Raw genomic sequence first — 22404 nt, 5'->3', positions numbered from 1 at the left:
ATCAGAAGATCGTCGTCCAGCCTTCGTTCGCCGTCTCGCTCTTGCCGTAGCCGACCCGGTCGGCTACGGCACCGTCGGCATTGCGCAGGATGATGTCGCCGCCCCTGTTGGCAAGCTGCGGGCCGCCGGCTGCGGCATCGAGCGCTATGGTGCGCAGCTCGCCCGCGCTCAACGATCCCGATAGCGTCTGGGTCCTGCCGTTTTCGTCCTCCAGCTTCCAGCCGTCGAGCGACGCCTGCATGTCGGAGCGGTTGATGATCGTCACCGTTTCGGCCTCGGTGCCGCCTTCACCGTTCACCGGGTTGATCAGCGCGGCGACGATGCGCAGCGACGAGGCGACGATCGGCTGCGGCCGGCGTGTGCCTTCGCCGCGGCCCTGGCCGCCGCGACTGTCGGAAACCGGATGGCCGGTCGCCGCATCGGTGTTCCAGTTCTGCGACTGGAAGCAGAGGAAGATCGCCGCCCATTCGTCGGTATCGTTGAAATGAACGAGCAGGGCGCCATCCTGGTTCGGGCCGTTGGTGGCCTTGAAGCTGCCGCCGTCGCCCTGGTTCATGTGGATGTCGTGGATGCCGTTGCCCGGCTCGAAACGGAAATATTGGTCCGGCTTGTTGTTCTCAGGACCCCAGGCTTCGCCGAAGGCGTAGAAATGCACGTCGGAATCGGCAATGCCTTCCTGGACGATCGGCTCGATGAAGTCACGCAGGTCGTTCTTCGGCCCGGAGAGCTGGAAGGGCGCGACATTCATGTCCTCGCGCTCGATCAACCCGCCGCGGACATAATCGATGGCGAGCTCCGGACGGTCCTTGCGGATGTCGGTCAGGCCCATCGGCAGAGCCTCGAGTGCCTCCGTCAGCGACGAATGCTTGAAGTCGACGATATTGGCGTAGAGCAGGTCGTGCGGCGATTCCTTGGAGCGGACGTTGAGCGCGATACGGTAGCTGATGCCGTTCGCCTCGATGCGGATCTCGATATGGGGATCGTTGTCGTCGTCGAGGGCAAGGGCGCTCGCCGTACCCTTCAGGACCGTGTAATTCTTCAGCATGGAGAACCTCGCAGCGGGTGGCGGGGTTTTACGATAACACGGCGAAAGTGCATCTTTTGTGACGTCTGTCTCTCGCCGTGCATTGCCAGATCCCTTATCGCCTATTGCTGGAGATGCGGACCGAAAAGCTCGAGATCGGCTTCACCAAGCCTGTCGCTAACCGTGTTCAGCTGGTGCCAGTAGGGATAGATCACCGGCGGCAGGCTGACCGCGTCGAGGCGCTTGCGCTCCTCGTCCGTCAGTTTCAGCTCGGCGGCGGCGATATTGTCGCGGAACTGGGCTTCGGTGCGGCCGCCGATGATGACCGAGGTCACCGCCTTGCGGCCGATCAGCCAGGCGAGCGCCACCTGGGCGGCCGAAACACCGCGCTCCTGACCGATTGCGACCAGCGTCTCGACGATATTCCAGAGGCGGTTTTCGTCGCGGATCGGCGGTTCGGTCCAGCCGGCGAACTGGCGTGTGCCTTCGGGGGCTGCCTGGTTGCGGCGATGCTTGCCTGAGAGCAGGCCGCCGGCGAGCGGGCTCCAGACCAATACGCCGAGGCCCTGGTCGATCGAGATCGGCAACAGCTCGTATTCGGCGTCGCGCGCTTCCAGCGTATAATGGATCTGCTGGCTGACGAAGCGTTGGTACCTGTGCTCTTTGGCGATGCCGAGCGCTTTCATGATGTGCCAGCCGGAATAATTTGAGCAGCCGACGTAACGCACCTTGCCCTGCCTGATCAGGGTGTCGAGCGCTTCCATCGTCTCTTCCAGCGGCGTCTGGCCGTCCCATTCATGCACCTGGTAAAGGTCGATGACATCGGTCTTCAGACGCTTGAGGCTCGCCTCGCATTCGCGGATCAGGTGGTAGCGCGACAGGCCCTGGTCGTTCGGGCCGTCGCCCATGCCGAAGCGGGCTTTTGTGGCGAGCAGCACGCCCTGCGGCCGCTTGCCGGAGAGCACATCGCCGATGATGTTTTCGCATTCACCCGCTGAATAGGCATTGGCGGTGTCGATGAGGTTGATGCCGGCATCGATGCATATATCGATCATCTTGCGGGCCTCGGAGACGCCGAGGTCGCCGACGGTCTTCGCCCAGCCGACGCCTCCGAAGGTCATCGTGCCCATGGTCAAAGTCGAAATCTTCAGGCCGGAACGGCCGAGCAGACGATATTCCATTGAAATTCCTCCTTCATCGAAACGTGAGTGACGTAGCGCAAAGCCCGGCAATGGCAAATCGCCGGGTGTTCACGCCTGTGTGAGATCGCTTGCGCGCGAGGATACCAGATGATCGCCTCTTTCACAGGGTTGAAGACAACGCCGGCGAGATTGCGGGAAAGGCGATCGCCCCGCTTGTCGGCACAGCCGGTGGACATCAGCGAGGGTTGTGAAACCGGGGCCCGGTGGGCTGCGGCGCGCTGTCACATCTCTGTCAACGACCCCTAATAAGGGAGGGGTATCGAAATCGAGGATCCTTCCCATGAAAACGATCGTTTCCGCCGCAGCACTTGTCGCTGCGAGCCTGTTTGCCATTCCGGCTTCGGCCGCAAACCTCGTTCTCTATACCAGCCAGCCGAACGAGGACGCGCAGGCGACGGTCGACGGCTTCATGGCCGCCAATCCCGATATCAAGGTCGACTGGGTGCGCGACGGCACGCCGAAGATCATGGCGAAGCTCCAGGCCGAGATCCAGGCCGGCAACCCGGTCGCCGACGTCCTCCTCATCGCCGACGTGGTGACGCTGGAGCGCCTCAAGGAAGACGGCAAGCTCCTGGCCTACAAGTCGCCGGAAGCGGCTGAGTACGACGCCGCGCTCTATGACGCCGACGGCTATTACTACTCGACCAAGCTGATCACCACTGGCATCATCTATAACACCTCGGCCGCGATGAAGCCTGCGAGCTGGAAGGACCTAACGAAGCCGGAAGCCAAGGGCCTGGTCACCATGCCGAGCCCGCTTGCCTCGGGTGCAGCCCTGATCCACGCCCAGACGCTTGCCGCCGTTCCCGGCCTCGGTTGGGACTTCTACAAGTCGCTTGCCGAAAACGGTGCGATCGCGGCCGGCGGCAACGGCGCCGTGCTGAAGTCCGTCGCCTCGGGCGAAAAGGCCTACGGTATGGTCGTCGACTACCTGCCGATCCGCGAGAAGGCCAAGGGCGCGCCGGTCGAATTCGTGTTCCCGAGCGAAGGCGTTTCGGCCGTCACCGAGCCGGTCGGTATCCTTGCCAGCACGAAGAACGCCGATGCCGCCAAGAAATTCGTCGATTACGTGCTCTCCGAAAACGGCCAGGAAGGCTTCCTGAAGCTCGGCTACATCCCAGCCCGCAACGGCATGAAGCTGCCGGAAGGCTTCCCCGCGCGCGACACCATCAAGGTCCTGCCGATCAAGGCCGCAGACGCTCTGAAGAATACCGATCAGGATCTCAAGACCTTCTCGGGCATCTACGGCTCGAACTGATCCTTTCATGCACGGATATATCAAAACCGGAAACAGCCAGCCCGCCTGGCTGTTTCCTTTTGTCGTCATCGTCGTCCTGATCCTCAGCGTGCTGCCGCTCGCCCGCCTCGCCATGGTCGGGATAGCGGCCTTTGCCGATGGCGGCGTGATGACGGTTCTCGGCGAAGCCTCGCTATGGTCGGCGACCTATTACACGGTCGTCACCGCCATTCTGGGCACGGTGATCTCGCTTGTTATCGGCTGCCTCTTCGCCTTCCTGCTGACGCTGACCGATATCCGCGCCAAGGGGCTGCTCAGCTTCTTCTTCGTGCTGCCGATGATGATCCCGCCGCAGGTGACGGCGCTTGCCTGGGTGCAGATGTCAGGCCCCTCCAGCCCGCTGTTGAAGGCGCTGCATATCGCCCCGCCGCTCGGCTCGCCGCAGCCGCTCTATTCGGTGGGTGGCATCGCGCTGCTTTATGGCGTGCAGCATGCGCCGCTGGTCTACCTGGCGCTTCGGGCCGGGCTGATGACGCTGCCCCGCGACGGCGTCGAGGCAGCACGGCTTTCCGGCGCCTCCAGCTTGCGAGTGTTCCGCGATATCATTCTGCCGCTGTCGCTGCCCGGCATCATCGCGGGAGCGGCGATCTCCTTCGTCTCCTGCACCGGCAATTTCGGTATTCCCGCCATTCTCGGCATTCCGGCCTCGATCTTCACGCTGCCGACGTTGATCTTCACCAAGTTTTCCGCCTTCACCAGCCGTACCTTCGGCGACGTCGCCGTGCTCTCGGCGATCATCGCCGTCATCTCGGTCGTCGGGCTGATGATCCAGGACCGGGCGCTGCGCGGCCGTGACTACCGCGTCATCGGGTTATCCGGGGCGAGTGCTGCCTTCGAACTCGGCATCTGGCGGTTTGCCTTCACGCCGCTCGTCTGGGTGATCCTGTTTTTCATGCTGGCCGCGCCGTTCTTCGCGCTCCTTGCCGGTGCGCTGGTGCCGGCCTATGGCGTGCCGCTCACCTTCAAGACGATGTCGCTGCATGCTTTTGAGGAGATCCTGTTCCGACAGGCGGTGACGCGCACGGCCTTTATCAATTCGCTGTCGCTTGCCGGTGCCACTGCGCTTTGTCTCCTTGTGGTGACGGTGCTTGCAGCCTATGCGCTGACGCGGCGCAAGGATGTGGTTTCCCGTATCGTTTCCAGCCTGATCGAAATACCCTATTCGCTGCCCGGCATCGTCATGGCCGTTTCCTTCATCCTGGTGTTCGCTGCACCCATCCCGATCCTGCACGTCTCGCTTTACGGCACGATCTGGATCATCCTGATCGCCTATTTCTCATCGTTCTTCGCCGTCAGCCTGAAGCCGGTGGTCAGCGCCTTCCATCAGCTCGATCCGGCGCTCGAGGAGGCGGCGCGGCTTTCCGGCGCCGGCTTTTTCCGCCGGCTTGCCGATATCATCGTGCCGCTGATTGCGCCGGCCGCCGGCGCCTCGGTCATCCTGGTCTTCCTGATCGCCTGCAACGAGCTGACGATCTCGGCGCTGCTCTGGTCGGCCGGCACCCAGACGCTCGGCGTCGCCATCTACAATCTCGACGACAGCGGCAGTTCCGACCTTGCGTCGGCGCTCTCGGTGCTCGTCGTCCTCATGGTCGTCGTGCTGATGCTGCTGCTTGAGCTTCTGGCCAAACGACTGCCGAAAGGAGTGGTCCCGTGGCGAGGCTGATCCTCAACCAGCTCGGCAAGGATTTTGGCAGCGGGCGGGCCGCCGTCAGCGGCTTTTCGCTCGAGGTGCGCGAGGGCGGCTTCCTCGCGCTGCTCGGGCCTTCCGGCTGCGGCAAGACGACGGTGCTGCGCATGATCGCCGGTTTCGAGACGCCGAGCGATGGCTCGATCCATCTCGGCGAGCGGTTGCTTGCCGATGCCGCGCAGTCGCTGCCACCGGAAAAGCGCAACATGGCGATGGTCTTTCAGTCCTATGCGCTGTGGCCGCATATGAGTGTCGCCGACAATGTCGGCTACCCCCTCAAGGTGCGCGGCATCTCGGGCGAGGTCTACCGGGCGAAGGTGCGCGACGCGCTCGGCACGGTGCGGCTTGCCGATTATGCCGAACGGCGGCCGGCCGATCTCTCCGGCGGTCAACGTCAGCGCGTGGCGCTCGCCCGCTGCCTGGTGACATCGCCCGACGTGGTGCTGCTCGACGAGCCGCTTGCCAATCTCGACCGGCACCTGAAACAGGAGATGGAGGAAACCTTCCGCGAATTCCACCAGCGCTCGGGCGCGACGATGATCTACGTCACCCATGACCAGAGCGAGGCGATGGCGCTTGCGACCGACGTAGCCGTCATGTCGGAGGGTCGGCTGCTGCAAGTGGCCCCGCCCGCTGAAATCTATGCCCGGCCGGAAGGCCGCGTCGTTGGCGGGCTGATCGGGCGAGGCGCGATCGTGACGCTGCCTCGTCCCTTCGGCGATGGCAGGGCGCTCGACTGGCCTGCGCTGGAGCCGATGTTTGCTGCTGCTGCCGGGGCAGCCAGTGGCGACAGGGTGGATGTCCTCGTCCGGCCGGAGGATGTCGTCTCCGGCGAGAATATCGCCGCCGGCGAGGGGATCGCGGCGACGGTCGAGTCCGTTCTCTTCGAGGGTGAGCGTTACGCGCTGAAGCTGGTCCTCGCCGATAGTCAGGTGCTGCGGGCCTATACCCGCTTTCCCGTCCGAACGGGTGACAGCCTCCGGCTATCGGTGCGCGCGGCGTGGCGGCTTTGAGGCGCCGCACTCAACCAGAATCATTCCTACTCCGAACATTGCCAGCGGATGACGCGGCAGCTGCCGGTTTGTTTTCGGCAGCTGCGGATTGCCTGACGCTGGGCCTCACGGTTGTCGTAACCCCAGCCGGAGCCCCAGCCGCCGCGATGGCCGACGGCCACCGCGCCGCAGGCATTGCGGAACCAGATGGCGATCCGGCAGTCATTGGCGCTGCTGTCGCAATTGCGCCGGGCAACGATTTCGGCGTCGCCGCGATTGTCATGGGCATAGGACCAGCCGAGAGCGCCTGTTGATGGCGAATAGGCGATGGCACCGTAGCTGTCGGCAAGTGCCGGGCCGGCGCCGGCGAGGACGGTCAGAATCGCCAGCGATGCAGAAATCCGTTTCATGAAATGCCTCCCGCCGGAACTGGTGAATGTCGTCCGGGACGAATTATTCGGGGCTTGCGGGAGAATGTCAGCGGCCTAAGTCACAGGCAATCGCGTCCGGGGCTGCAAGAGGGGTGGTTGTCCGCATATTTCTTGGCCTCGCCATCTTTTCCTGCGGCTTCTGCTGGTTAAGGTACTCCCCGCAACCGGATCCTTCCCATGTCGCTTCGCCTCGCCACCTTCAATGTCGAAAATCTCCTGACCCGTTTCGATTTCACCGGCTTTCGCAACCAGCTGCGCCAGGACCGCGTCATCAAGCTTTTCCAGGTGTCGAGCGAGGGCGTCTATCAGCAGCTCGAGCAGGCCCGCGTGATCGCGGCGACCGACGACACGCGGCAGATGACGGCGCTTGCGATTGCCGACGCGGATGCCGATATCCTCTGCCTGCAGGAAATCGACAACATGGCCGCCCTTCAGGCTTTCGAATACGGCTATCTCTTCCGGATGGTCGGAAATGGTTACCGGCAGAAATACCTTGTCGAAGGCAATGACAGCCGTGGCATCGATGTTGCCGTCCTGATGCGCGAGGAAACGCGCGACGGCCAGAAGATCGAGCTCAGGGACATCAAAAGCCATGCGATGACGACCTATCGTGATCTCGATCTTTTCGACGAGGAGCTGGCGCTCACCAACCGTATCGACGACAAGATCTTCAAACGCGATTGCCTGGAGCTCGATCTTCTGATCGGCGGCCGGCCGTTTTCGCTCTACGTCGTGCATTTCAAGTCCATGGGCAATCCGCGCGACGGACTGGACGGGCGGCAATCGACCATGCCGATCCGCCGCGCCGAGGCGCGCGCCGTTCGCCGCATCATCGAGGACCGCTTCGGGGCAGATCAAGCCGGCACGAAGGGCTTCGCTATCTGTGGCGACATGAACGATTATCAGGAGCGCGTCGATGTCATCGGCCGCCGGGGCGCTGGCTATCGTTTCGAGCATCAGGATGAGGCCGAAAGCGCACTCGACGTTTTCAGCCGCGATGGCTTTGCCGAAAATGTGATGCGGCGTCGCACCGCCCTCGACCGCTGGACGCTCTATCACGCACGCGGGCCGCAGGAGCAGTGGCTCTGCCAACTCGATTATCTCTGGCTCTCGCCAGCACTCGCCGCCCACAATGTCGGCCGCCTGCCGGAAATCATCCGCAGTGGCCAGCCTTACCGCACCATCTTCCCGCCGGGGCAGGAGGTGGAGCGTTATCCGCGTACCGGCTGGGACAGGCCGAAGGCGTCCGATCACTGCCCCGTCGTCATGACACTGGATCTCCCATGAATGCGAATTTGAACGCGAATTTCAACAACAGCAATATATCCGATGATTTCGCCGGCTGGCCGCCGGAGGCGACGGTCTTCCCGATTGCCGGGGTGGATCTGCGCATCCTGCCCGGCCCCCATCCTTTGGTCGCCGCCGAGGAAGCAGCGATCCGCGAGAACTGGGCGCGGGAGACCGCCGCCAATCCGGCGCTGTTCGACGGGCGCATGGTGTTTCAGCAGCGGCTCTCGCTCAGTGAAAACGGGATTGCGGGCGAGGGCCATGTCATTCCCTTTTCCGCCTTCATGTGGTGGCGCCGACAGCCGCAGCGTCAGGGCGGCGTTCACATCTTCGCCTATCCGGTGCTCGAAACCTCGGACGGCGCGCTGGTGGCGATCCGTATGGGCGCCCATACCGCCAATCCCGGCCAGGTCTATTTCGCCGCCGGCTCGCTGGAGCCGGAGGATATCGTCGACGGGCGTTGCGACATCGAGGCGAACATGCGCCGCGAGGTCCATGAAGAAACCGGATTGGATCTTGGCCGTTCGGTGGCGGGGCAAGGGCTCTTTGCCAGTCATTCCAACCGAACGGTGACGGTGTTGCGGCTCTTCCGTTTCGATATGACGGCGGACGAGATGGTCGAACGGATCGAAAGCCACATGCTCGTCGCCGAGGATAAGGAGATCGCGGGTGCAGCGGCGATCCGCTCGGCCGATCACTCGGCGCACCCCTATAATATCGCCATGCTGCCCGTGATCGACTGGTATTTCGGCAAGGTCGAGCGGAGTTGATCTATGCCGCCTAAAGCCGTGTAGCGTTTTGGGATAACGACATGCATCACGTAAAGATCGAAAGCGCGACATGTGAATCCGGTTGGCGTGACGCGTTTTAGCGCCTTGCACTCGCTCGTCCGGTCGGGCAGGTTGGCGGCGCGATGACGATTCAGGGAGGCCGATGTGGCGCGAAGCTACAGCGTCTATGACGTGTTCACCGATCGAAAGCTTGCGGGCAACCCGCTGGCGGTGATCTTCGACGGAGACGATCTCAGCGACGAGGCAATGCAGGCGATCACCCGGGAGATCAATCTCTCGGAGACGGTCTTCGTGCAGCCTTCAACCAACCCCGCCTATGCGGCGCGTCTGAGGATATTCACGCCTGGGCGCGAGCTGCCGTTTGCCGGCCATCCCACGGTCGGCACGGCGGTGGCGCTGGCCGAACGGGCGCACGGTGCCGCGATGCGCGATCTCGTCACGGTGCTCGAGGAAAATGTCGGGCCGGTGCGTTGCGCGGTGCGGCTGAGGGAGGGCGAGGCGAGCTTTGCCGAATTCGACCTGCCGCGCAAATCGCAGCCCGCCGTCATGCCGCTCGACAAGCTCGGCATCGCCGATGCGCTATCGCTGAAGGTGACCGAGATCGGCTTCGAAAATCACGTCCCGTCGATCTGGAGCGCCGGCGTTCCCTTCCTGCTCATTCCGGTGCACGATGTCGGAGCCACGCAGCGAGTGGAATTCGATCCGCAACTCTGGGAAAAGATCGTGCCCTTCGTCGATGGCGCTCTTGCCTCGGCTTATGTGTACTGCCGCGGCGGCGTCAACCACGTGGCAAAGTTCCATGCGCGCATGTTCGCAAGCGGCATGGGCATCGTCGAAGATCCGGCCACCGGCTCGGCGGCGGCCGCACTCTCCGGCGCGATCCACCATTTCGACCGGCTGACGGACGGGCATCACCCGATCATGATCGAGCAGGGCGTAGAGATGGGCCGGCCGTCCTTCATCCACCTGCATATCGATGTCGACGGCGGAGCGATCTCCAACGCGCGGATCGGCGGCCAGGCAGTGCGGCTGGCCAGCGGCACGCTCGACCTTTGATTTCACCAGACCGCCGCGCGTGCGATAGGCCGCGCGTCCGACAGGACGCGCTTAGGACGCTCTATCACTTTGAATCGGCGCATAATCCTTTCCGAAAATGGATTCGGATTTTCGGGGTTGTGCGCCGCATTTCAGCCATGCCGAAAAATCTTCGCGATTAACCAAAGAAATTTCGCCTATGCGCTGGACAAGCCGGCCGATCCTGTTTATACGCCCCGTCACACCGCGCAGCCAAGCGCGAACGGGTGATTAGCTCAGTTGGTAGAGCAGCTGACTCTTAATCAGCGGGTCGTAGGTTCGAGCCCTACATCACCCACCAAATCTCTTGAAAAGATTGACATATTTGAACACAGACCGGATTTTCCGGTCTGTGGGAAACTGTCGCGAAGCAAGCGGCATGGTTCGCGTTATCCGCAGGACTGGCCGCGTCGATCCGCGCGCCCTATCTCCCTCTCGCGTATCAGGAGGGGTCTATGAGAAGCGTTGTTTTTGCCGTCGCATTGTCTCTGCCGTTGCCTGCCTTTGCCGCAGGCGCAATGGAGGTCAAAGCGGGCGATCATAGCTGCGGCGAGCTCGCGCAGATCATTCGTCAGAATAAAAAGGTCTTTGTCCGCGTCGGCTTCGGCGGTCGCAGCTTCCGCTATCCGCCGGCCCAATGCAGCATGGGCGAAAAACGCACCACGACCAGTTTTCGCGATGCCGAGGGAAAGCAGTGCATGCTGGATTATGCCTGCGTTTTTGACCCTGCGTCGCCTTATAATTTTCCCTAGCGCATCGTGCTTTGTGCGTCCGAAAGGACGCACGGGGTTCTCGGCGCTTCCGGTTGAGACGGGGAGCGAGCGGGAAGTGCATGCGGCTGTGCCCAGGCGTACAGTTCGGAGGGTTTCTGGACTGGCGGCATGGGGTGCGATGCCCTAACTTCGCTCTCTCACATTCAGGAGTTTCCATGAAAAGCGTTGTTCTGGCCGTCGCAGTGTTGTTTCCGTCCGCAGCTCTTGCCGTCGAGGCGGTGGAGGTCAATGCCAGGGATCACCGTTGCGAAGAGCTTGCGCAGATCATCCGCAAGGACAAGGCGGTTTTTGTGCGGATGGGCTTTGGCGGCCGCAGCTTCCGTTATCCGCCGGCCAGGTGCAATCTCGGCGACAAGTACGACACCGCACGGGTGAGGGATGCCAATGGCAAGCTTTGCCTCCTCGACTACGAGTGCGTGTACGATCCGCAGTCCTTCTATAACAGGATTCCCAAATAATATCCCGATCCAGGCGTTGCCAAAGCGCTGTTCGGCATGGATGACGAGGACAAGAAAAAAGGCCGGGCGAAATTCGCACGACCTTCCTCGACCGGTCTCGATAACGACTGCCAGTACCTCCGTGGTCAGCCGTCAGAGACAGATTCAATATCCCTTAAATAGGGTTTGCTTAAACATCTTCAAGAGCTCGCAGCAGAAAGGAAGCCGGCATATGGCCGGCTTCTTTCGGCCGAGCAGGCGTTACTGCTGGGCCGGGGCAGCCGGCGGAGTGGCCGGTGCTGGTGCCGGTGCGGGCGTTGCGCTGTTGTCGGTCGGAGCGATCGGCTTGGCCGGCGCCGGCTCGGATTGGGTCGTGGAGGCTGTCGTGTCCGGCGATGTGCCGGGGGTGCTCCACTGCGAATAGGCGAATGCAGCGACAGCGATCACGGCCAATGCAGCGACCCAGACAACCCACGTGTTAGTGCTGCGCGCGCTCGGCGTGGTGCGCAGATCGAGATTTGGGTTCAGTGGGCGGTTGGGATCGTTGGCATTATTGGGGTCGTACGTCATGGTACTTTCTCCTCTTTCGGTGAAACAATAATGGCGGAGCTGGCTTTTTGTTCCATATGGGTGCAGGGAAGCGGTTGTTATCAGGGATTTCCGGGCTGCTACCGGCCAGAATCGGCAGCCAATGCCGCTCGGCTTCCCGAGGCGAAGGGCCTCCACGGAAGTTCATTTCGTCTCGAAACGAACATTGTGCGTGCCGGTTCGATGCAAGCGCGCTTGACACGCCGGGGTCTGTTTGCGCATGATTTCTGCATGGGGTCGCGATCACCCCACGAGGCGTCATGCTGAAGAATCGCGTCCAGTAAAACCGATCAACGGAGGGACGCGTCATGCCGTCATTTCTCGAAATTTCTCCCGACAAGCTGAGCCGCCTCATCGGAACCCCCGGTGCGCCCTGCATTATCGACGTTCGCACTGAGGAGGACTTCGCGCTCGATCCGCGATTGGTGCCGGGCTCGATCCGGCGCGCTCATGCCGACGTCGCGTCCTGGTGTGGCGGCGTCGATGCCGAAGCCGTCGTCGTGGTGTGCCAGAGAGGCGGCAAGCTCAGTCATGGTGTTGCCGCCTATCTCCGCCATGCCGGGATTGACGCGGAAAGCCTCGAAGGTGGCTTCGAGGCGTGGATCGCAGGCGGACCGGCCGTGCCCGATGCAAAGCTGCCGCAGCGCGACGCTGAAGAGCGCACCGTCTGGGTGACGCGGGCGCGGCCGAAAATCGATCGCATCGCCTGTCCCTGGCTGATCCGGCGCTTCGTCGATCCGAACGCCGTGTTCCTGTTCGTGCCTGCGCCCGAGGTTTTGGCCGTCGGCGAGCGCTTCGGGGCGACGCCCTTCGATATCGAAGACGTGTTCTGGAGTCATCGCGGCGAATTCTGCACTTTCGACGTCATGATCGAAGAGTTCGGACTGGCGTCGGAACCGCTTCTGCGCCTGGCGCGGATCGTCAGGGCGGCAGATACAGCGAGGCTCGACCTCGCGCCTGAGGCGGCGGGCCTGCTTGCGGCATCGCTCGGCCTCTCCAGGATGTATTCCGACGATCTGGAGCAACTCGAGGCTGGGATGCTTCTCTACGACGCTTTTTTCCGCTGGTGCCGCGATGCGACCGAGGAAACCCACAATTGGCCCGCGCCAAAGAAGAGGGTGTGAGATGGTCGAGATGACGGATAGTGCTCCCGGCGGCAAAATGGCGGAGGAAGACGCGGGAGAGGGGCATCACCACGGCGTTTCGTTTGGCGAGGCCTTCAGGGTGTGGCTGCGCGTCGCCGCCCTGAGTTTTGGCGGCCCCGCCGGCCAGATTGCCGTCATGCACCGGATCATCGTCGATGAGAAGCGATGGATCGGTGAGCACCGTTTTCTGCATGCGCTGAACTATTGCATGCTGCTTCCCGGACCGGAGGCGCAGCAGCTCGCCATCTATATCGGTTGGCTGATGCATCGAACAGTGGGCGGTCTCGTCGCCGGCCTGCTGTTCGTGTTGCCGGGCTTCCTGTCGATCCTCTGTCTCAGCTATATCTACGCGGCCTACGGCAACGTCGGCATCGTCGCCGGCCTCTTCTTCGGGCTGAAGGCGGCAGTGCTTGCTGTCGTCGCGCAGGCCGTCATCCGCATCGGCGGCCGTGCGCTCAAGAATCGCGTCATGGTCGGCATCGCGGCCGCGGCCTTCATCGCCATCTTCTTTCTCCATGTCCCGTTCCCGCTGATCGTGCTCGCGGCCGCCATTGCGGGCTTCCTCGGCGGCAGGTTCGGGCTTGCCGCCTTCCAGACGGGCGGCGGCCACAAGGCCGGGAGCGGCCCGGTGCTGTCGGATGCCGAGTCGGCGCTCGGCGAAGGCATACCGGCGCATGCGCGGCCGAATCTCGCCTGGTCGCTGCGTATGTCGGCCGTGCTGATCGCCCTTTGGCTAGCTCCACTTGCAGCGCTCTACGTAACCTTCGGTGCTGACAATGTCTTTACCGAGATCGGCCTGTTCTTCAGCAAGATGGCGGTCGTCACCTTCGGCGGGGCCTATGCCGTACTTGCCTATGTCGCGCAGGAGGCTGTGCAGCATTTCGGCTGGCTGAAACCCGGCGAGATGCTGGATGGTCTCGGCATGGCCGAGACGACGCCGGGGCCGCTGATCATGGTCGTCCAGTTCGTCGGCTTCATGGGCGCCTACCGGGATCCGGGAGCGCTGAACCCGATGCTTGCGGCAACCCTTGCGGCGATACTGACGAGCTGGGTCACCTTCGTGCCCTGTTTCCTCTGGATCTTCCTCGGCGCGCCGTTCATCGAAAAACTGCGCGGCAACATTGCGCTCGCCGGCGCGATGTCGGCCATAACCGCGGCGGTAGTCGGGGTCATCCTCAACCTCGCTATCTGGTTTGCCCTGCACACGCTGTTTGCCGAGGTTGCGACCGTCCGCCTTGGCGGCTTGCGGCTCGATATTCCCGTGCTGCAATCGGCCGTGCCGGCGGCAATGGCGCTGTCTGCCGCCGCCGCCGTCGCGATCTTCCGCTTCAAGGCTTCCGTGATCGCGACGCTGCTAGCCTGCGCAGCCGCAGGGATGATCTGGACGCTGGCAGTCGGCTAGGCCTCCGCCCCATCCGCGGGAATGCGCGTCGCGAGCATCTTGTCGATGCGCATGCCGTCCATGTCGAGCACCTCGAAGCGCCAGTTGTCGAAGACGAAGGTTTCGCCGGCTTCGGGGATGTGCTGGAGCTGATGCAGCGCGAAGCCCGCCAGCGTATGGAAATCGGCATCTGGACGATCGCGCAGGCCCAGCCGTTCGAAGGCGTCGAAGGCCGGCATCATCGCATCGATCAAGAGCGACCCGTCTTCCCTGACGACGATGTCGGGCTCTTCATTGGATCCCGGCAGATCGCCGGCGATAGCTTCGAGCAGGTCGGTCTGGGTGACGATGCCTTCGAGGCTGCCATATTCGTCGATGACGATGGCGAGGCGAACGGGTGAGGCCTTGAAACTGTCGAGCACGCGGACGACCGAGGTGCCTTCATGCAGCACCAGCGGCTGCTTGATCACCTCCATCGGCCGGACCTTGCCGCCGTCGAGAACCTGGTCGAGAAGGTCCTTCTTCAACACCATGCCGATCGGCTCGTCGATCGAGCCGCGGGCGACCAGCAATTGCTCGTGGCTGCATTCGCGGATGGTCTTCAGGATCTCGGTCTCGCTGTCGTCGGCATCAAACCATTCGATATCGAGACGAGGGGTCATGATGTCGGAGATCGGCCTGTCGCCGATGTTGAACACCCGCTCGACGAGCTGCTGCTGCACCTGGTTGAGAAGGCCGGCCTCCTGGCTCTCGGCGACCAGCAGCTTGAGCTCCTGCGGCGAATGAAACGACGATTCGCCGGTTCCGGCGCGGAGACCCACACCCCGCAGCACGAGGTTGCCCATGCCGTTCAGGGCAAAGATTGCCGGCTTGAACAGCACCAGGAAGAACCCGAGCGGACGCACCACGGCAAGCGAGGTGGCTTCGCTGCGCTGAAGCGCCAGGCTTTTCGGCGCGAGCTCGCCGAGCACGATGTGCAGCGCCGTGATGATGACGAAGGCAATGACGATGGCGACGGTATGCGCGCCTGTTGTCGCCCATTGCCCCGGCAGCCAGGACAGCAGAGGCTCGATAAGGTGGGCAAGCGCCGGTTCGCCGACCCAGCCGAGGGCGAGCGACGAGATGGTTATGCCGAGCTGGGTGGCTGCAAGGTTGGCGTCGAGATTGTCGACGGCGCGCTGAAGTGCGGAGGCATTCATCCGGCCTGCCGCGGCAAGTTCGGTAACACGGCTGCGTCTCACAGATACCAGCGCGAATTCGGCGGCGACGAAGAAGCCATTGGCGGCCACGAGAAGTAACACGGCTAGTATCCCGACATAGTCGAAGAGCCCGCCCGCGGATTCGGACATATTTCCCTACCTCTGAATTGATGCGAGTCCGACCCTACACGCTCGCACACCGGTGGCAAGGCGCAGCTGGTATTCTCGCGGCGGAGCCCGCCGTGATCGAGATCAAGGCACCGGTCTGCGGATGCGGAGCGCAGTTGTGTCGCGCACCGCATGATCGGGCTTATGCGCGTTGATGTGGAGCGCAAAAATGTGTGGCAAACGACGTGACCGGCGTCGCGCCATTCATCGCTTGGGCGCCTCGAAGAGCTCGATCGGGTTTCCGGCCGGATCGTCGAGCAGGATTTGCTTGCCGCCTATGCCCTGCACGATCTCGTTGCGGAAACGCGCGCCGGCCTGACGCAGCGCGACGACGTCTGCTTCCAAATCCTTGACTTCGATCTGGATGCGATTCCAACCGCCGGGCTCCGGCTTTCTCCCATCTGGCATTGCTTGAGATGCTCCGCCGGGTCCCGTCATGCCGCTGACGAACAGACGAAAACCGTCCCTGGTCAGGATGGCGAAACTCGGCGCGGGACGAAGCGCCACAGAGAAGCCGAGATGTCTCGTGTAGAATTCCACTGCGGCGTCGACGTCGTCGACGATGTAGCGCATGCTGATACCGGGCATGTTTTCCTCCATTGTGGTCTTCGTTGTCTTGATCTGATCGTCCCTTCGCGGGGGCGCATCCAGAACTCTCCTGTTCCTAGGATGTGTCGCTTCGAAACTCGATTATGCGCCCGTTTCAAGTTTTTTATGTATCTCGTTATGCCAAATCGCTGAGCACCTTTGGGCGAGACTAGATCGAATGGAGAGCATGCCGCCTGCCGCAGGGCAACCCTCCACGACCGCGCCTTCTAGGCGATGAGCACCAGAGGCCGAAGGGCTTCAGAGGAACGAAGCCAGCCGGCCGCGCTAAAACCCCGATCACCGTGTATAAGCTTAACCTAAAATATAAGCTTCGACCCGTAGCTATTGGATTCCATTACAAAAGTTTAATTTTTGTTTCAGTTTCAGTTCATCTTTTCGGCCCTAGTTTGGTCACGTGCCCAACACGAGGAACCCCACATGAAAAAGATTTTTGCAGCTCTTCTTTCCGCCTCCTTCCTTCTTTCCCCGATGGTTGTTTCCCAGGCCAGCGCCGACGATCATCGCCGTTCCCCCGTCGTCGTGCAGAAGAAGGTGATCGTCCGGTCGCATTGGAAGAAGGGATACCGCGTCAACGCCAGCGAACGTCGCCGGTTCTCCGATGTCAACGACTACCGCCGCTACCGGCTGGCGCCTCCGCCCCGCGGTTATCGCTGGGTGCGGGCCGATAATGACTACCTGCTGATCGGCGTCACCAGCGGCATCATCTCCAGCATTATTGCCGGCCGTTGATCGGTCGATATATGAGGAAAGGGCGGCTTCGGCCGCCTTTTTGACTCTGGGAGGCGCGTAGCCGTTTCGCACCCTCCTCCTCCTTCATTCCTGTGACGAGCATAGGAATGAAGGAGGAGGAGGAGGAGGAAGGGCCGGCGGCAGGTATGACCTGCTTTAGGATTGCCTGCGTGAAGGTATGACCCGTTCAGCAATGATGCCGAGAAAACCTCTTGGTCTTCCGACTTCAGCGTCGGTGTCCTGCTCGTGCGTCAGCGGATGAAGCCCTTCGATCGGCGGTAGCGGCTCGCATTCGGTGCAGACGCAGCGATAGCGTTTGATTGCCTTCGCCTTCATGCCGCCTGCCGGTTCCAGCTGGCGAAAGGATCGGGCAGGTCGCGCCAGCGCTCGGGCGCGAAGGCATCTGTCCTGATAAGACAGGCGTCGAGTTCCTTCCTGATCCAGGTCTCGTCCATCGGATCGGCGCCGATAAACACGATTTCCTGGCGGCGGTCGCCCCAGACGGGGTCGAGATAGGGGCCGATGGCGCGCATGAAGGCCGGTTCCTCAGGCCATTGTTCGCGCGGCACTGCCGCCCACCAGAGGCCCATCTTGCCGGTGCGCACGATCGCGCCCGCCTGGCTGATCTCGCCGACATGGTGCGGGCGCGTCGCCAGCCAGAAGAAGCCCTTGGCGCGCACGACGCCCGGCCATACGCTATCGAGGAAGGCCTGCAGCTTTGCCGGATGGAAGGGCCGCTTCTCGCGATAGACGAAGGAGCGGATGCCGTATTCCTCGGTCTCCGGCAGGTGGTCGCGGAAGCCGTGCAGTTCCTTGTACCAGAGCGGATGGGTCTCGGCCTTGTCTATATCGAAGCGGCGAGTGCCGAGCACGTCTTTCAAGGCGACCTTGCCGAAATCCACCTCGATCAGGCGTGCATCCGGGTTGAGACCGGTGACGATCTTGCGCGCGGCGTCGCGCTCCTCCTTGGCTGCCGTGCCGATCTTGTTCAACACCACGACATCGGCGAATTCGATCTGCTCGACCAGCAGGTCGACGATGGTTCTGTTGTCGCCATCGCCTGCCGTTTCACCGCGGTCGGCAAGGAAATCGGCCGAAGCATAATCGGCAAGCAGATTGGCGGCGTCGACGACGGTCACCATGGTGTCGAGCCTTGCGACGTCGGAAAGGCTTTGGCCATTCTCGTCGCGAAATTCGAAGGTGGTGGCGACGGGCAGGGGCTCGGCGATGCCGGTCGATTCGATCAAGAGGTAATCGAAGCGGCCCTGATCGGCGAGTTGGCGCACCTCCTTCAGCAGATCGTCGCGCAGCGTGCAGCAGATGCAGCCATTGGTCATCTCGACGAGCTGTTCCTCGGTGCGGGAGAGATTGGCGCCGCCGTCACGCACCAGGGTGGCATCGATATTCACCTCACTCATGTCGTTGACGATAACGGCGACGCGTAAGCCTTCGCGATTGGTCAACACATGGTTGAGCAGTGTCGTCTTGCCGGCGCCGAGGAAGCCTGAAAGCACCGTGACGGGAAGTCTGTTGTCCATGGGAACCTCATAAGATCATAGTTTATGTTATATCATTACCTTTGATGTGCCGAAAAAAAGGCGGAACGGGGTTGTCCGTTTTCCGGTCTCTCCTGAGCGTCGCGTGTCCGGCAGGACGCGCGGAGCGCGCATGAGAGTCATGTGCTGGAGAGGCAGTCCTTCATGCTGTCGGCGATGCCGCGCATGAGGGTGAAGTAAAGATCGGGGCCGGTCTTCAGTGTTGCCGCTTCGGGATCGAGCACGCCTGACTTGGCGCGTGTGCCTTCGATGACCACATTGACGAGGCGCGGCTCGAACTGCGGCTCGGCAAAGACGCAGGTGGCGCCGAGTTCACCGACCTTGTGGCGGATTTCCGAAACACGCTCGGCACCGGGAATGGTTTCGGGGCTGACGGTGATCGAGCCGGCGACGCGGATGCCATACCGGTGCTCGAAATACTGGTAGGCGTCATGGAAGACGATGAAGGGCTTGCCCTTGACGGGAGCGACGATACCCTTGATCTCGGCGTCGAGCGCATCCAGCCTGTCGTTTAGCGCCTTGGCGTTGCCCTGATAGGTCAGTGCATTGGCGGGATCGGCGGCAACCAGTGTCGTGGTGATCAGCGCCGCCATTGCCTTTGCATTCATCGGGTCGAGCCAGAGATGTGTGTCGAAGGCGTCGTGGTCGTGGTCAGCCTCGGCGTGATCGTGTTCGTGCTCCGGGGCGTCGGAAGCACTGTCGTGCTGACCGGAAGCACTTTCGTGCTCCGGGGCGTCATCATGCGGCTCGAAGGCGCCGCCTTCGCGGAACGGCAGCTTGACGAGGCCGGGGGCATTGTCGAGTTCGGCGATGCTGGCATCCCGACCCAGCGCCTGCAGCGGCTTTTCGAGAAAGGCCTCGAGGCCGGGACCGACCCAGAAAATCACCCTGGCATCCTGCAGGGCGCGGGCGTTGGACGGCTTGAGATTGTAGGTATGCGGGGAAGCGGCGCCGTCGACGATCAGCTTCGGTTCGCCGACACCCTGCATGATCGCCGAAACCAGCGAATGGATCGGTTTGATCGAGGTGACGACGACAGGCGCATCGGCTGCGCGCATAGTGCTGCCGAAGAGCAGGACGGGGATCGCCAGGGCCGGGATTGCGAGGGTGGGCATTCTGAGGGCCAAAATTTTAAGGGCAGGCCCCAAGGCGCGTTTCATCAACATGCTCCGCTTGAATTGCAACTGTTATGTTATTACATCAATTGCGTTATGCTATAACGTGTGCAATAGCAGGACGCAACAGCACTTTCGGAAAATTTGATGCTCTCTCCCGCAAAGACCGCCGCTGGTATCAGGGCCGAACCGCTGGTTTCGCTTGAAAATGTCGGCATCCTGCGCAATGGCCGGTGGCTGGTGCGCGGCGTCGATTTTTCCGTCTCGCGGGGCGAAATCGTCACGCTTATCGGGCCGAACGGCTCGGGCAAGTCGACCAGTGCCAAGGCGGCGATCGGCGTGTTGAAGGCGGATGAGGGCAGGGTGGAGCGCAAGGCCGGCCTCAAGGTCGGCTATGTCCCGCAGAAGCTGTCGATCGACTGGACGCTGCCGCTTTCGGTGCGCCGGCTGATGACGCTGACAGGACCGCTGCCGGAGCGCGACATGCTCTCTGCGCTCGAATCCGCCGGCATTGCCCATATGCTCGATGCCGAGGTCCAGCACCTCTCCGGCGGGGAGTTCCAGCGGGCGCTGATGGCCCGGGCGATTGCCCGCAAACCCGATCTGCTGGTGCTCGACGAGCCGGTGCAGGGGGTCGACTTTTCCGGAGAGATCGCGCTCTACGACCTCATCAAATCGATCCGCAATGCGACTGGCTGCGGCATCCTGCTGATCTCGCACGATCTCCACGTCGTCATGGCCGAGACCGACACGGTCATCTGCCTCAACGGCCATGTCTGCTGCCGCGGCACGCCCGAAGCCGTCAGCCGCAGCCCGGAATATGTGCAGCTGTTCGGCAGCCGGGCGGCGCAAACACTTGCCGTCTATAGCCATCACCACGATCATACGCACCTGCCGGACGGCCGCGTGCAACATGCCGACGGCACGGTGACCGATCATTGCCATCCCGATGATGGCCATCACGCGCACGGGCATGGGCATGACGGTCATGAACATGGTCACGATCATACCGACCATGCCCATCCGCACGCGCATGCAGCGGGAGAGCGCCATGCTTGATGATTTCTTCGTGCGCGCCATTCTTGCCGGCGTCGGCCTGGCGCTGACGACGGGGCCGCTCGGCTGCTTCATCATCTGGCGGCGCATGGCCTATTTCGGCGATACGATCGCCCATTCGGCGCTGCTCGGCGTCGCACTGTCGCTGCTCTTCGAACTCAATCTGACACTGGCTGTCTTTGCCGTCGCCGCCCTCGTGTCGGTGCTGCTGCTCTTCCTGCAGAAGCGCCAGGCGCTGTCGGCCGATGCTCTGCTCGGCATCCTCTCGCATGCCACGCTGGCGATCGGCCTCGTCATGGTCGCCTTCATGAGCTGGGTGCGGATCGATCTCATCGCCTTCCTGTTCGGCGATATCCTTGCTGTTTCCACGACCGACATTGCGCTGATCTGGGGAGGCGGGCTCTTCGTGCTCGTGGCAATGGTCTGGCTCTGGCGGCCACTCTTGGCTGCGACCGTCAATGCCGAGCTCGCCGAGGCCGAGGGGCTGAAGCCAGAGCGGGCGCGGCTGTTCTTCATGCTGCTGATGGCCGTCGTCATCGCCATCGCCATGAAGATCGTCGGCATCATGCTGATCACCTCGCTGCTGATCATTCCGGCGGCTGCGGCCCGGCGCTTCTCGCCGACGCCGGAGATCATGGCGGTGCTCGCCTCGCTGATCGGGGCGGTCGCCGTCGTCGGCGGGCTGTTCGGCTCGCTTACCTACGACACGCCCTCGGGTCCCTCGATCGTGGTCGCGGCGCTGATCCTCTTCATGCTCAGCCTGCTTCCCGTCAGGCGCCACCGCGCGCTCATGCAAGGACAAGGCTCATGACGACACCGCAATTGACCAAGAACCAGTCGCTGGTCTTCGACGTGCTCGAAAAGGCCGAAGGGCCGCTCAGCGCCTACACCATCCTCGACAAGCTGCGCGACCACGGTTTTCGCGCGCCCCTGCAGGTCTACCGTGCGCTCGAGAAGCTGCTTGAATACGGCGTCGTGCACCGGCTCGAAAGCATCAACTCCTTCGTCGCCTGCGCCCATCCGGGCGACGACTGCCACAGCCACGGCATCGTCGCCTTCGCCATCTGCGAAAGCTGCGGCCAGGTGACGGAGTTCCACGACCATGAGATCGACCACAGGCTGATGAGCTGGGTGCGCGGGCAGAAGTTCAAGCCCGAGAAAACGACGATCGAGATCCGCGGTCTATGTGAGGCTTGCGCGGCGTAAGTTCGGCTCGTGTTCGCTAGACGATCGCCACGCGCTCGCCGAAAGGCGTGTCGTGAACTTGCGGGTGTCGATCCGTTCATAGGCATGATCTGCCGCGGATGGCTCGATGGCCGAGGACACTATTGCCTGACGGGCGGGTATTGTGATGGCCGAGCCGCCGGGTCATCCCGCTAGGCTCGCTCCTGCGTCTGGCCGCCTTCCCGATCTCGCTTGCCATACAAAGCCGACGATCCCCAAAAAGGTGAGGCCGGAGACCGGCCTCACCTTTCACGTTTTTTCGCTGATCGGCTTAGTTCGGCTTAGATCCCGAGCCGCCTTTGCCGGAACCGCCTTCGTGCGAACCGTCATTGCCACCCTTGCTTGGGCCGTCATTGCCACCCTTGTTTGGGCCGTCATTGCCGCCCCTGCTCGGACCGTCGTTGCCGCCATTGCCAGGGCCGTCATTGCCGCCCTTGCTCGGACCGTCGCTGCCGCCATTGCCAGGGCCGTCATTGCCGCCCTTGCTCGGACCGTCGCTGCCGCCATTGCCAGGGCCGTCATTGCCGCCCTTGCTCGGACCGTCGCTGCCGCCATTGCCCGGACCGTCATTGCCGCCCTTGCTCGGGCCGTCGTTGCCGCCATTGCCAGGGCCGTCATTGCCACCCTTGCCTGGGCCGT

The 22404-nt window shown here is 62.6% G+C and carries 23 protein-coding genes, 1 tRNA gene and 1 pseudogene; 15 read left to right on the top strand and 10 right to left on the bottom strand.

The window, feature by feature from the left end; genetic code table 11:
- Position 1: 1 nt before the first annotated feature.
- Together MOV76_RS17695 and MOV76_RS17690 are read right to left on the bottom strand one after the other, a co-directional pair.
- Positions 2-1045 (bottom strand): DUF2278 family protein, encoded by a 1044-nt coding sequence (locus MOV76_RS17695; RefSeq protein WP_247264988.1) that lies wholly within the window; start codon positions 1043-1045, stop codon positions 2-4.
- A gap of 101 nt (positions 1046-1146) precedes the next feature.
- Positions 1147-2205 (bottom strand): aldo/keto reductase, encoded by a 1059-nt coding sequence (locus MOV76_RS17690; RefSeq protein ID WP_131704265.1) that lies wholly within the window; start codon positions 2203-2205, stop codon positions 1147-1149.
- Positions 2206-2506: 301 nt separating this feature from the next.
- On the opposite strand from MOV76_RS17690, the gene MOV76_RS17685 reads away from it, so the two are divergent.
- The 3 genes from MOV76_RS17685 to MOV76_RS17675 are packed head-to-tail and all read left to right on the top strand — an operon-like array spanning position 2507 to position 6223.
- A complete protein-coding gene (locus tag MOV76_RS17685) occupies positions 2507-3484 on the top strand; it encodes an ABC transporter substrate-binding protein (RefSeq protein WP_247264987.1) in 978 nt (325 codons plus the stop codon).
- Positions 3485-3491: 7 nt separating this feature from the next.
- A complete protein-coding gene (locus MOV76_RS17680) occupies positions 3492-5186 on the top strand; it encodes an iron ABC transporter permease (RefSeq protein ID WP_112904030.1) in 1695 nt (564 codons plus the stop codon).
- Complete coding sequence (locus tag MOV76_RS17675) at positions 5174-6223, top strand: ABC transporter ATP-binding protein (RefSeq protein WP_130729219.1); 1050 nt, start codon at positions 5174-5176, stop codon at positions 6221-6223. Before MOV76_RS17680 ends, MOV76_RS17675 begins: the two co-directional genes overlap by 13 nt.
- 26 nt (positions 6224-6249) lie before the next feature.
- Here the strand turns inward: MOV76_RS17675 and MOV76_RS17670 are convergent, their stop codons facing one another.
- Positions 6250-6612 carry a DUF4189 domain-containing protein gene (locus tag MOV76_RS17670; protein ID WP_018242754.1) on the bottom strand — a complete coding sequence of 121 codons (363 nt, stop codon included), beginning with the start codon at positions 6610-6612 and terminating at the stop codon, positions 6250-6252.
- A 198-nt stretch (positions 6613-6810) separates the two neighbouring features.
- Here MOV76_RS17670 and MOV76_RS17665 point away from each other — a divergent pair, with 198 nt between their 5' ends.
- The 6 genes from MOV76_RS17665 to MOV76_RS17640 all read left to right on the top strand — a co-directional run bounded on the left by MOV76_RS17665 (position 6811) and on the right by MOV76_RS17640 (position 11016).
- Positions 6811-7920, top strand: a complete 1110-nt coding sequence (locus tag MOV76_RS17665) for an endonuclease/exonuclease/phosphatase family protein (protein WP_247264986.1) — start codon at positions 6811-6813, stop codon at positions 7918-7920.
- Positions 7917-8690, top strand: coding sequence for an NUDIX hydrolase (locus MOV76_RS17660; RefSeq protein ID WP_130652724.1), 774 nt, complete (start codon positions 7917-7919; stop codon positions 8688-8690). Before MOV76_RS17665 ends, MOV76_RS17660 begins: the two co-directional genes overlap by 4 nt.
- A 165-nt stretch (positions 8691-8855) precedes the next feature.
- On the top strand, positions 8856-9767 hold the full coding sequence (locus tag MOV76_RS17655) for a PhzF family phenazine biosynthesis protein (protein WP_247264985.1): 912 nt from the start codon (positions 8856-8858) through the stop codon (positions 9765-9767).
- A gap of 243 nt (positions 9768-10010) precedes the next feature.
- A tRNA-Lys gene (locus MOV76_RS17650) sits at positions 10011-10086 on the top strand.
- Positions 10087-10240: 154 nt separating this feature from the next.
- Positions 10241-10537, top strand: coding sequence for a hypothetical protein (locus MOV76_RS17645; RefSeq protein WP_047623359.1), 297 nt, complete (start codon positions 10241-10243; stop codon positions 10535-10537).
- A gap of 176 nt (positions 10538-10713) precedes the next feature.
- Positions 10714-11016, top strand: coding sequence for a hypothetical protein (locus MOV76_RS17640; RefSeq protein ID WP_247264984.1), 303 nt, complete (start codon positions 10714-10716; stop codon positions 11014-11016).
- A 240-nt stretch (positions 11017-11256) separates the two neighbouring features.
- Here MOV76_RS17640 and MOV76_RS17635 read toward each other — a convergent pair whose 3' ends face one another.
- Positions 11257-11565, bottom strand: a complete 309-nt coding sequence (locus tag MOV76_RS17635) for a hypothetical protein (protein ID WP_080764175.1) — start codon at positions 11563-11565, stop codon at positions 11257-11259.
- A 326-nt stretch (positions 11566-11891) separates the two neighbouring features.
- Here MOV76_RS17635 and MOV76_RS17630 point away from each other — a divergent pair, with 326 nt between their 5' ends.
- Both MOV76_RS17630 and chrA read left to right on the top strand, forming a co-directional pair.
- A complete protein-coding gene (locus MOV76_RS17630) occupies positions 11892-12707 on the top strand; it encodes a sulfurtransferase/chromate resistance protein (RefSeq protein ID WP_130652721.1) in 816 nt (271 codons plus the stop codon).
- A gap of 1 nt (position 12708) precedes the next feature.
- A complete protein-coding gene (gene chrA, locus MOV76_RS17625) occupies positions 12709-14130 on the top strand; it encodes a chromate efflux transporter (protein ID WP_130652720.1) in 1422 nt (473 codons plus the stop codon).
- On the opposite strand, the gene MOV76_RS17620 is transcribed toward chrA, so the two are convergent.
- A complete protein-coding gene (locus tag MOV76_RS17620) occupies positions 14127-15458 on the bottom strand; it encodes a hemolysin family protein (protein WP_112904012.1) in 1332 nt (443 codons plus the stop codon). The genes chrA and MOV76_RS17620 overlap by 4 nt on opposite strands.
- Positions 15459-15680: 222 nt before the next feature.
- The gene (locus tag MOV76_RS17615; RefSeq protein WP_026188460.1) at positions 15681-16064 is read right to left on the bottom strand and encodes a VOC family protein; all 384 of its coding nucleotides are present in this window, start codon (positions 16062-16064) and stop codon (positions 15681-15683) included.
- Positions 16065-16502: 438 nt separating this feature from the next.
- Between MOV76_RS17615 and MOV76_RS17610 the strand changes: the two genes are divergently transcribed.
- Complete coding sequence (locus MOV76_RS17610) at positions 16503-16814, top strand: RcnB family protein (protein ID WP_247264983.1); 312 nt, start codon at positions 16503-16505, stop codon at positions 16812-16814.
- 156 nt (positions 16815-16970) lie between these two features.
- On the opposite strand, the gene MOV76_RS17605 is transcribed toward MOV76_RS17610, so the two are convergent.
- The 3 genes from MOV76_RS17605 to MOV76_RS17595 form a co-directional block, all read right to left on the bottom strand.
- Positions 16971-17150 carry a hypothetical protein gene (locus MOV76_RS17605; RefSeq protein ID WP_018446459.1) on the bottom strand — a complete coding sequence of 60 codons (180 nt, stop codon included), beginning with the start codon at positions 17148-17150 and terminating at the stop codon, positions 16971-16973.
- Positions 17147-18352 carry a zinc metallochaperone GTPase ZigA gene (gene zigA / locus MOV76_RS17600; protein WP_247264982.1) on the bottom strand — a complete coding sequence of 402 codons (1206 nt, stop codon included), beginning with the start codon at positions 18350-18352 and terminating at the stop codon, positions 17147-17149. Before zigA ends, MOV76_RS17605 begins: the two co-directional genes overlap by 4 nt.
- A 137-nt stretch (positions 18353-18489) precedes the next feature.
- Positions 18490-19530: a zinc ABC transporter substrate-binding protein gene (locus tag MOV76_RS17595; protein ID WP_309506200.1), complete on the bottom strand. Its 1041-nt coding sequence runs from the start codon at positions 19528-19530 to the stop codon at positions 18490-18492.
- A 102-nt stretch (positions 19531-19632) separates the two neighbouring features.
- Here MOV76_RS17595 and MOV76_RS17590 point away from each other — a divergent pair, with 102 nt between their 5' ends.
- From MOV76_RS17590 to MOV76_RS17580, 3 genes are read left to right on the top strand one after another with little or no spacing between them, the layout of a single operon-like run.
- Positions 19633-20544, top strand: a complete 912-nt coding sequence (locus MOV76_RS17590; protein WP_247264981.1) for a metal ABC transporter ATP-binding protein — start codon at positions 19633-19635, stop codon at positions 20542-20544.
- Positions 20537-21352, top strand: coding sequence for a zinc ABC transporter permease subunit ZnuB (gene znuB / locus MOV76_RS17585; RefSeq protein ID WP_047623352.1), 816 nt, complete (start codon positions 20537-20539; stop codon positions 21350-21352). Before MOV76_RS17590 ends, znuB begins: the two co-directional genes overlap by 8 nt.
- Positions 21349-21747 carry a Fur family transcriptional regulator gene (locus tag MOV76_RS17580; protein ID WP_130729209.1) on the top strand — a complete coding sequence of 133 codons (399 nt, stop codon included), beginning with the start codon at positions 21349-21351 and terminating at the stop codon, positions 21745-21747. Before znuB ends, MOV76_RS17580 begins: the two co-directional genes overlap by 4 nt.
- Positions 21748-22036: 289 nt before the next feature.
- Here MOV76_RS17580 and MOV76_RS17575 read toward each other — a convergent pair.
- Positions 22037-22404, bottom strand: a pseudogene (locus MOV76_RS17575) (hypothetical protein); the annotation flags it as partial.

This window comes from Rhizobium sp. PRIMUS64 (genome assembly GCF_023006465.1).
Classification (GTDB): domain Bacteria; phylum Pseudomonadota; class Alphaproteobacteria; order Rhizobiales; family Rhizobiaceae; genus Rhizobium; species Rhizobium leguminosarum.
Note: the sequence above shows the minus strand (reverse complement) of the source record. Positions and strands in the feature narration are given on the sequence as shown.

Bases quoted from the DNA above. Each gene is read 5' to 3' on its own strand.
- MOV76_RS17630 (WP_130652721.1), top strand. From the start codon at position 11,892: ATGCCGTCATTTCTCGAAATTTCTCCCGACAAGCTGAGCCGCCTCATC.
- MOV76_RS17680 (WP_112904030.1), top strand. From the start codon at position 3,492: ATGCACGGATATATCAAAACCGGAAACAGCCAGCCCGCCTGGCTGTTT.
- MOV76_RS17635 (WP_080764175.1), bottom strand. From the start codon at position 11,565: ATGACGTACGACCCCAATAATGCCAACGATCCCAACCGCCCACTGAAC.
- MOV76_RS17685 (WP_247264987.1), top strand. From the start codon at position 2,507: ATGAAAACGATCGTTTCCGCCGCAGCACTTGTCGCTGCGAGCCTGTTT.
- MOV76_RS17595 (WP_309506200.1), bottom strand. From the start codon at position 19,530: ATGAAACGCGCCTTGGGGCCTGCCCTTAAAATTTTGGCCCTCAGAATG.
- MOV76_RS17645 (WP_047623359.1), top strand. From the start codon at position 10,241: ATGAGAAGCGTTGTTTTTGCCGTCGCATTGTCTCTGCCGTTGCCTGCC.
- MOV76_RS17695 (WP_247264988.1), bottom strand. From the start codon at position 1,045: ATGCTGAAGAATTACACGGTCCTGAAGGGTACGGCGAGCGCCCTTGCC.
- MOV76_RS17615 (WP_026188460.1), bottom strand. From the start codon at position 16,064: ATGCCCGGTATCAGCATGCGCTACATCGTCGACGACGTCGACGCCGCA.
- znuB (WP_047623352.1), top strand. From the start codon at position 20,537: ATGCTTGATGATTTCTTCGTGCGCGCCATTCTTGCCGGCGTCGGCCTG.
- MOV76_RS17610 (WP_247264983.1), top strand. From the start codon at position 16,503: ATGAAAAAGATTTTTGCAGCTCTTCTTTCCGCCTCCTTCCTTCTTTCC.
- zigA (WP_247264982.1), bottom strand. From the start codon at position 18,352: ATGGACAACAGACTTCCCGTCACGGTGCTTTCAGGCTTCCTCGGCGCC.
- MOV76_RS17590 (WP_247264981.1), top strand. From the start codon at position 19,633: ATGCTCTCTCCCGCAAAGACCGCCGCTGGTATCAGGGCCGAACCGCTG.
- MOV76_RS17640 (WP_247264984.1), top strand. From the start codon at position 10,714: ATGAAAAGCGTTGTTCTGGCCGTCGCAGTGTTGTTTCCGTCCGCAGCT.
- MOV76_RS17665 (WP_247264986.1), top strand. From the start codon at position 6,811: ATGTCGCTTCGCCTCGCCACCTTCAATGTCGAAAATCTCCTGACCCGT.
- MOV76_RS17605 (WP_018446459.1), bottom strand. From the start codon at position 17,150: ATGAAGGCGAAGGCAATCAAACGCTATCGCTGCGTCTGCACCGAATGC.
- MOV76_RS17660 (WP_130652724.1), top strand. From the start codon at position 7,917: ATGAATGCGAATTTGAACGCGAATTTCAACAACAGCAATATATCCGAT.
- chrA (WP_130652720.1), top strand. From the start codon at position 12,709: ATGGTCGAGATGACGGATAGTGCTCCCGGCGGCAAAATGGCGGAGGAA.
- MOV76_RS17690 (WP_131704265.1), bottom strand. From the start codon at position 2,205: ATGGAATATCGTCTGCTCGGCCGTTCCGGCCTGAAGATTTCGACTTTG.
- MOV76_RS17620 (WP_112904012.1), bottom strand. From the start codon at position 15,458: ATGTCCGAATCCGCGGGCGGGCTCTTCGACTATGTCGGGATACTAGCC.
- MOV76_RS17580 (WP_130729209.1), top strand. From the start codon at position 21,349: ATGACGACACCGCAATTGACCAAGAACCAGTCGCTGGTCTTCGACGTG.
- MOV76_RS17670 (WP_018242754.1), bottom strand. From the start codon at position 6,612: ATGAAACGGATTTCTGCATCGCTGGCGATTCTGACCGTCCTCGCCGGC.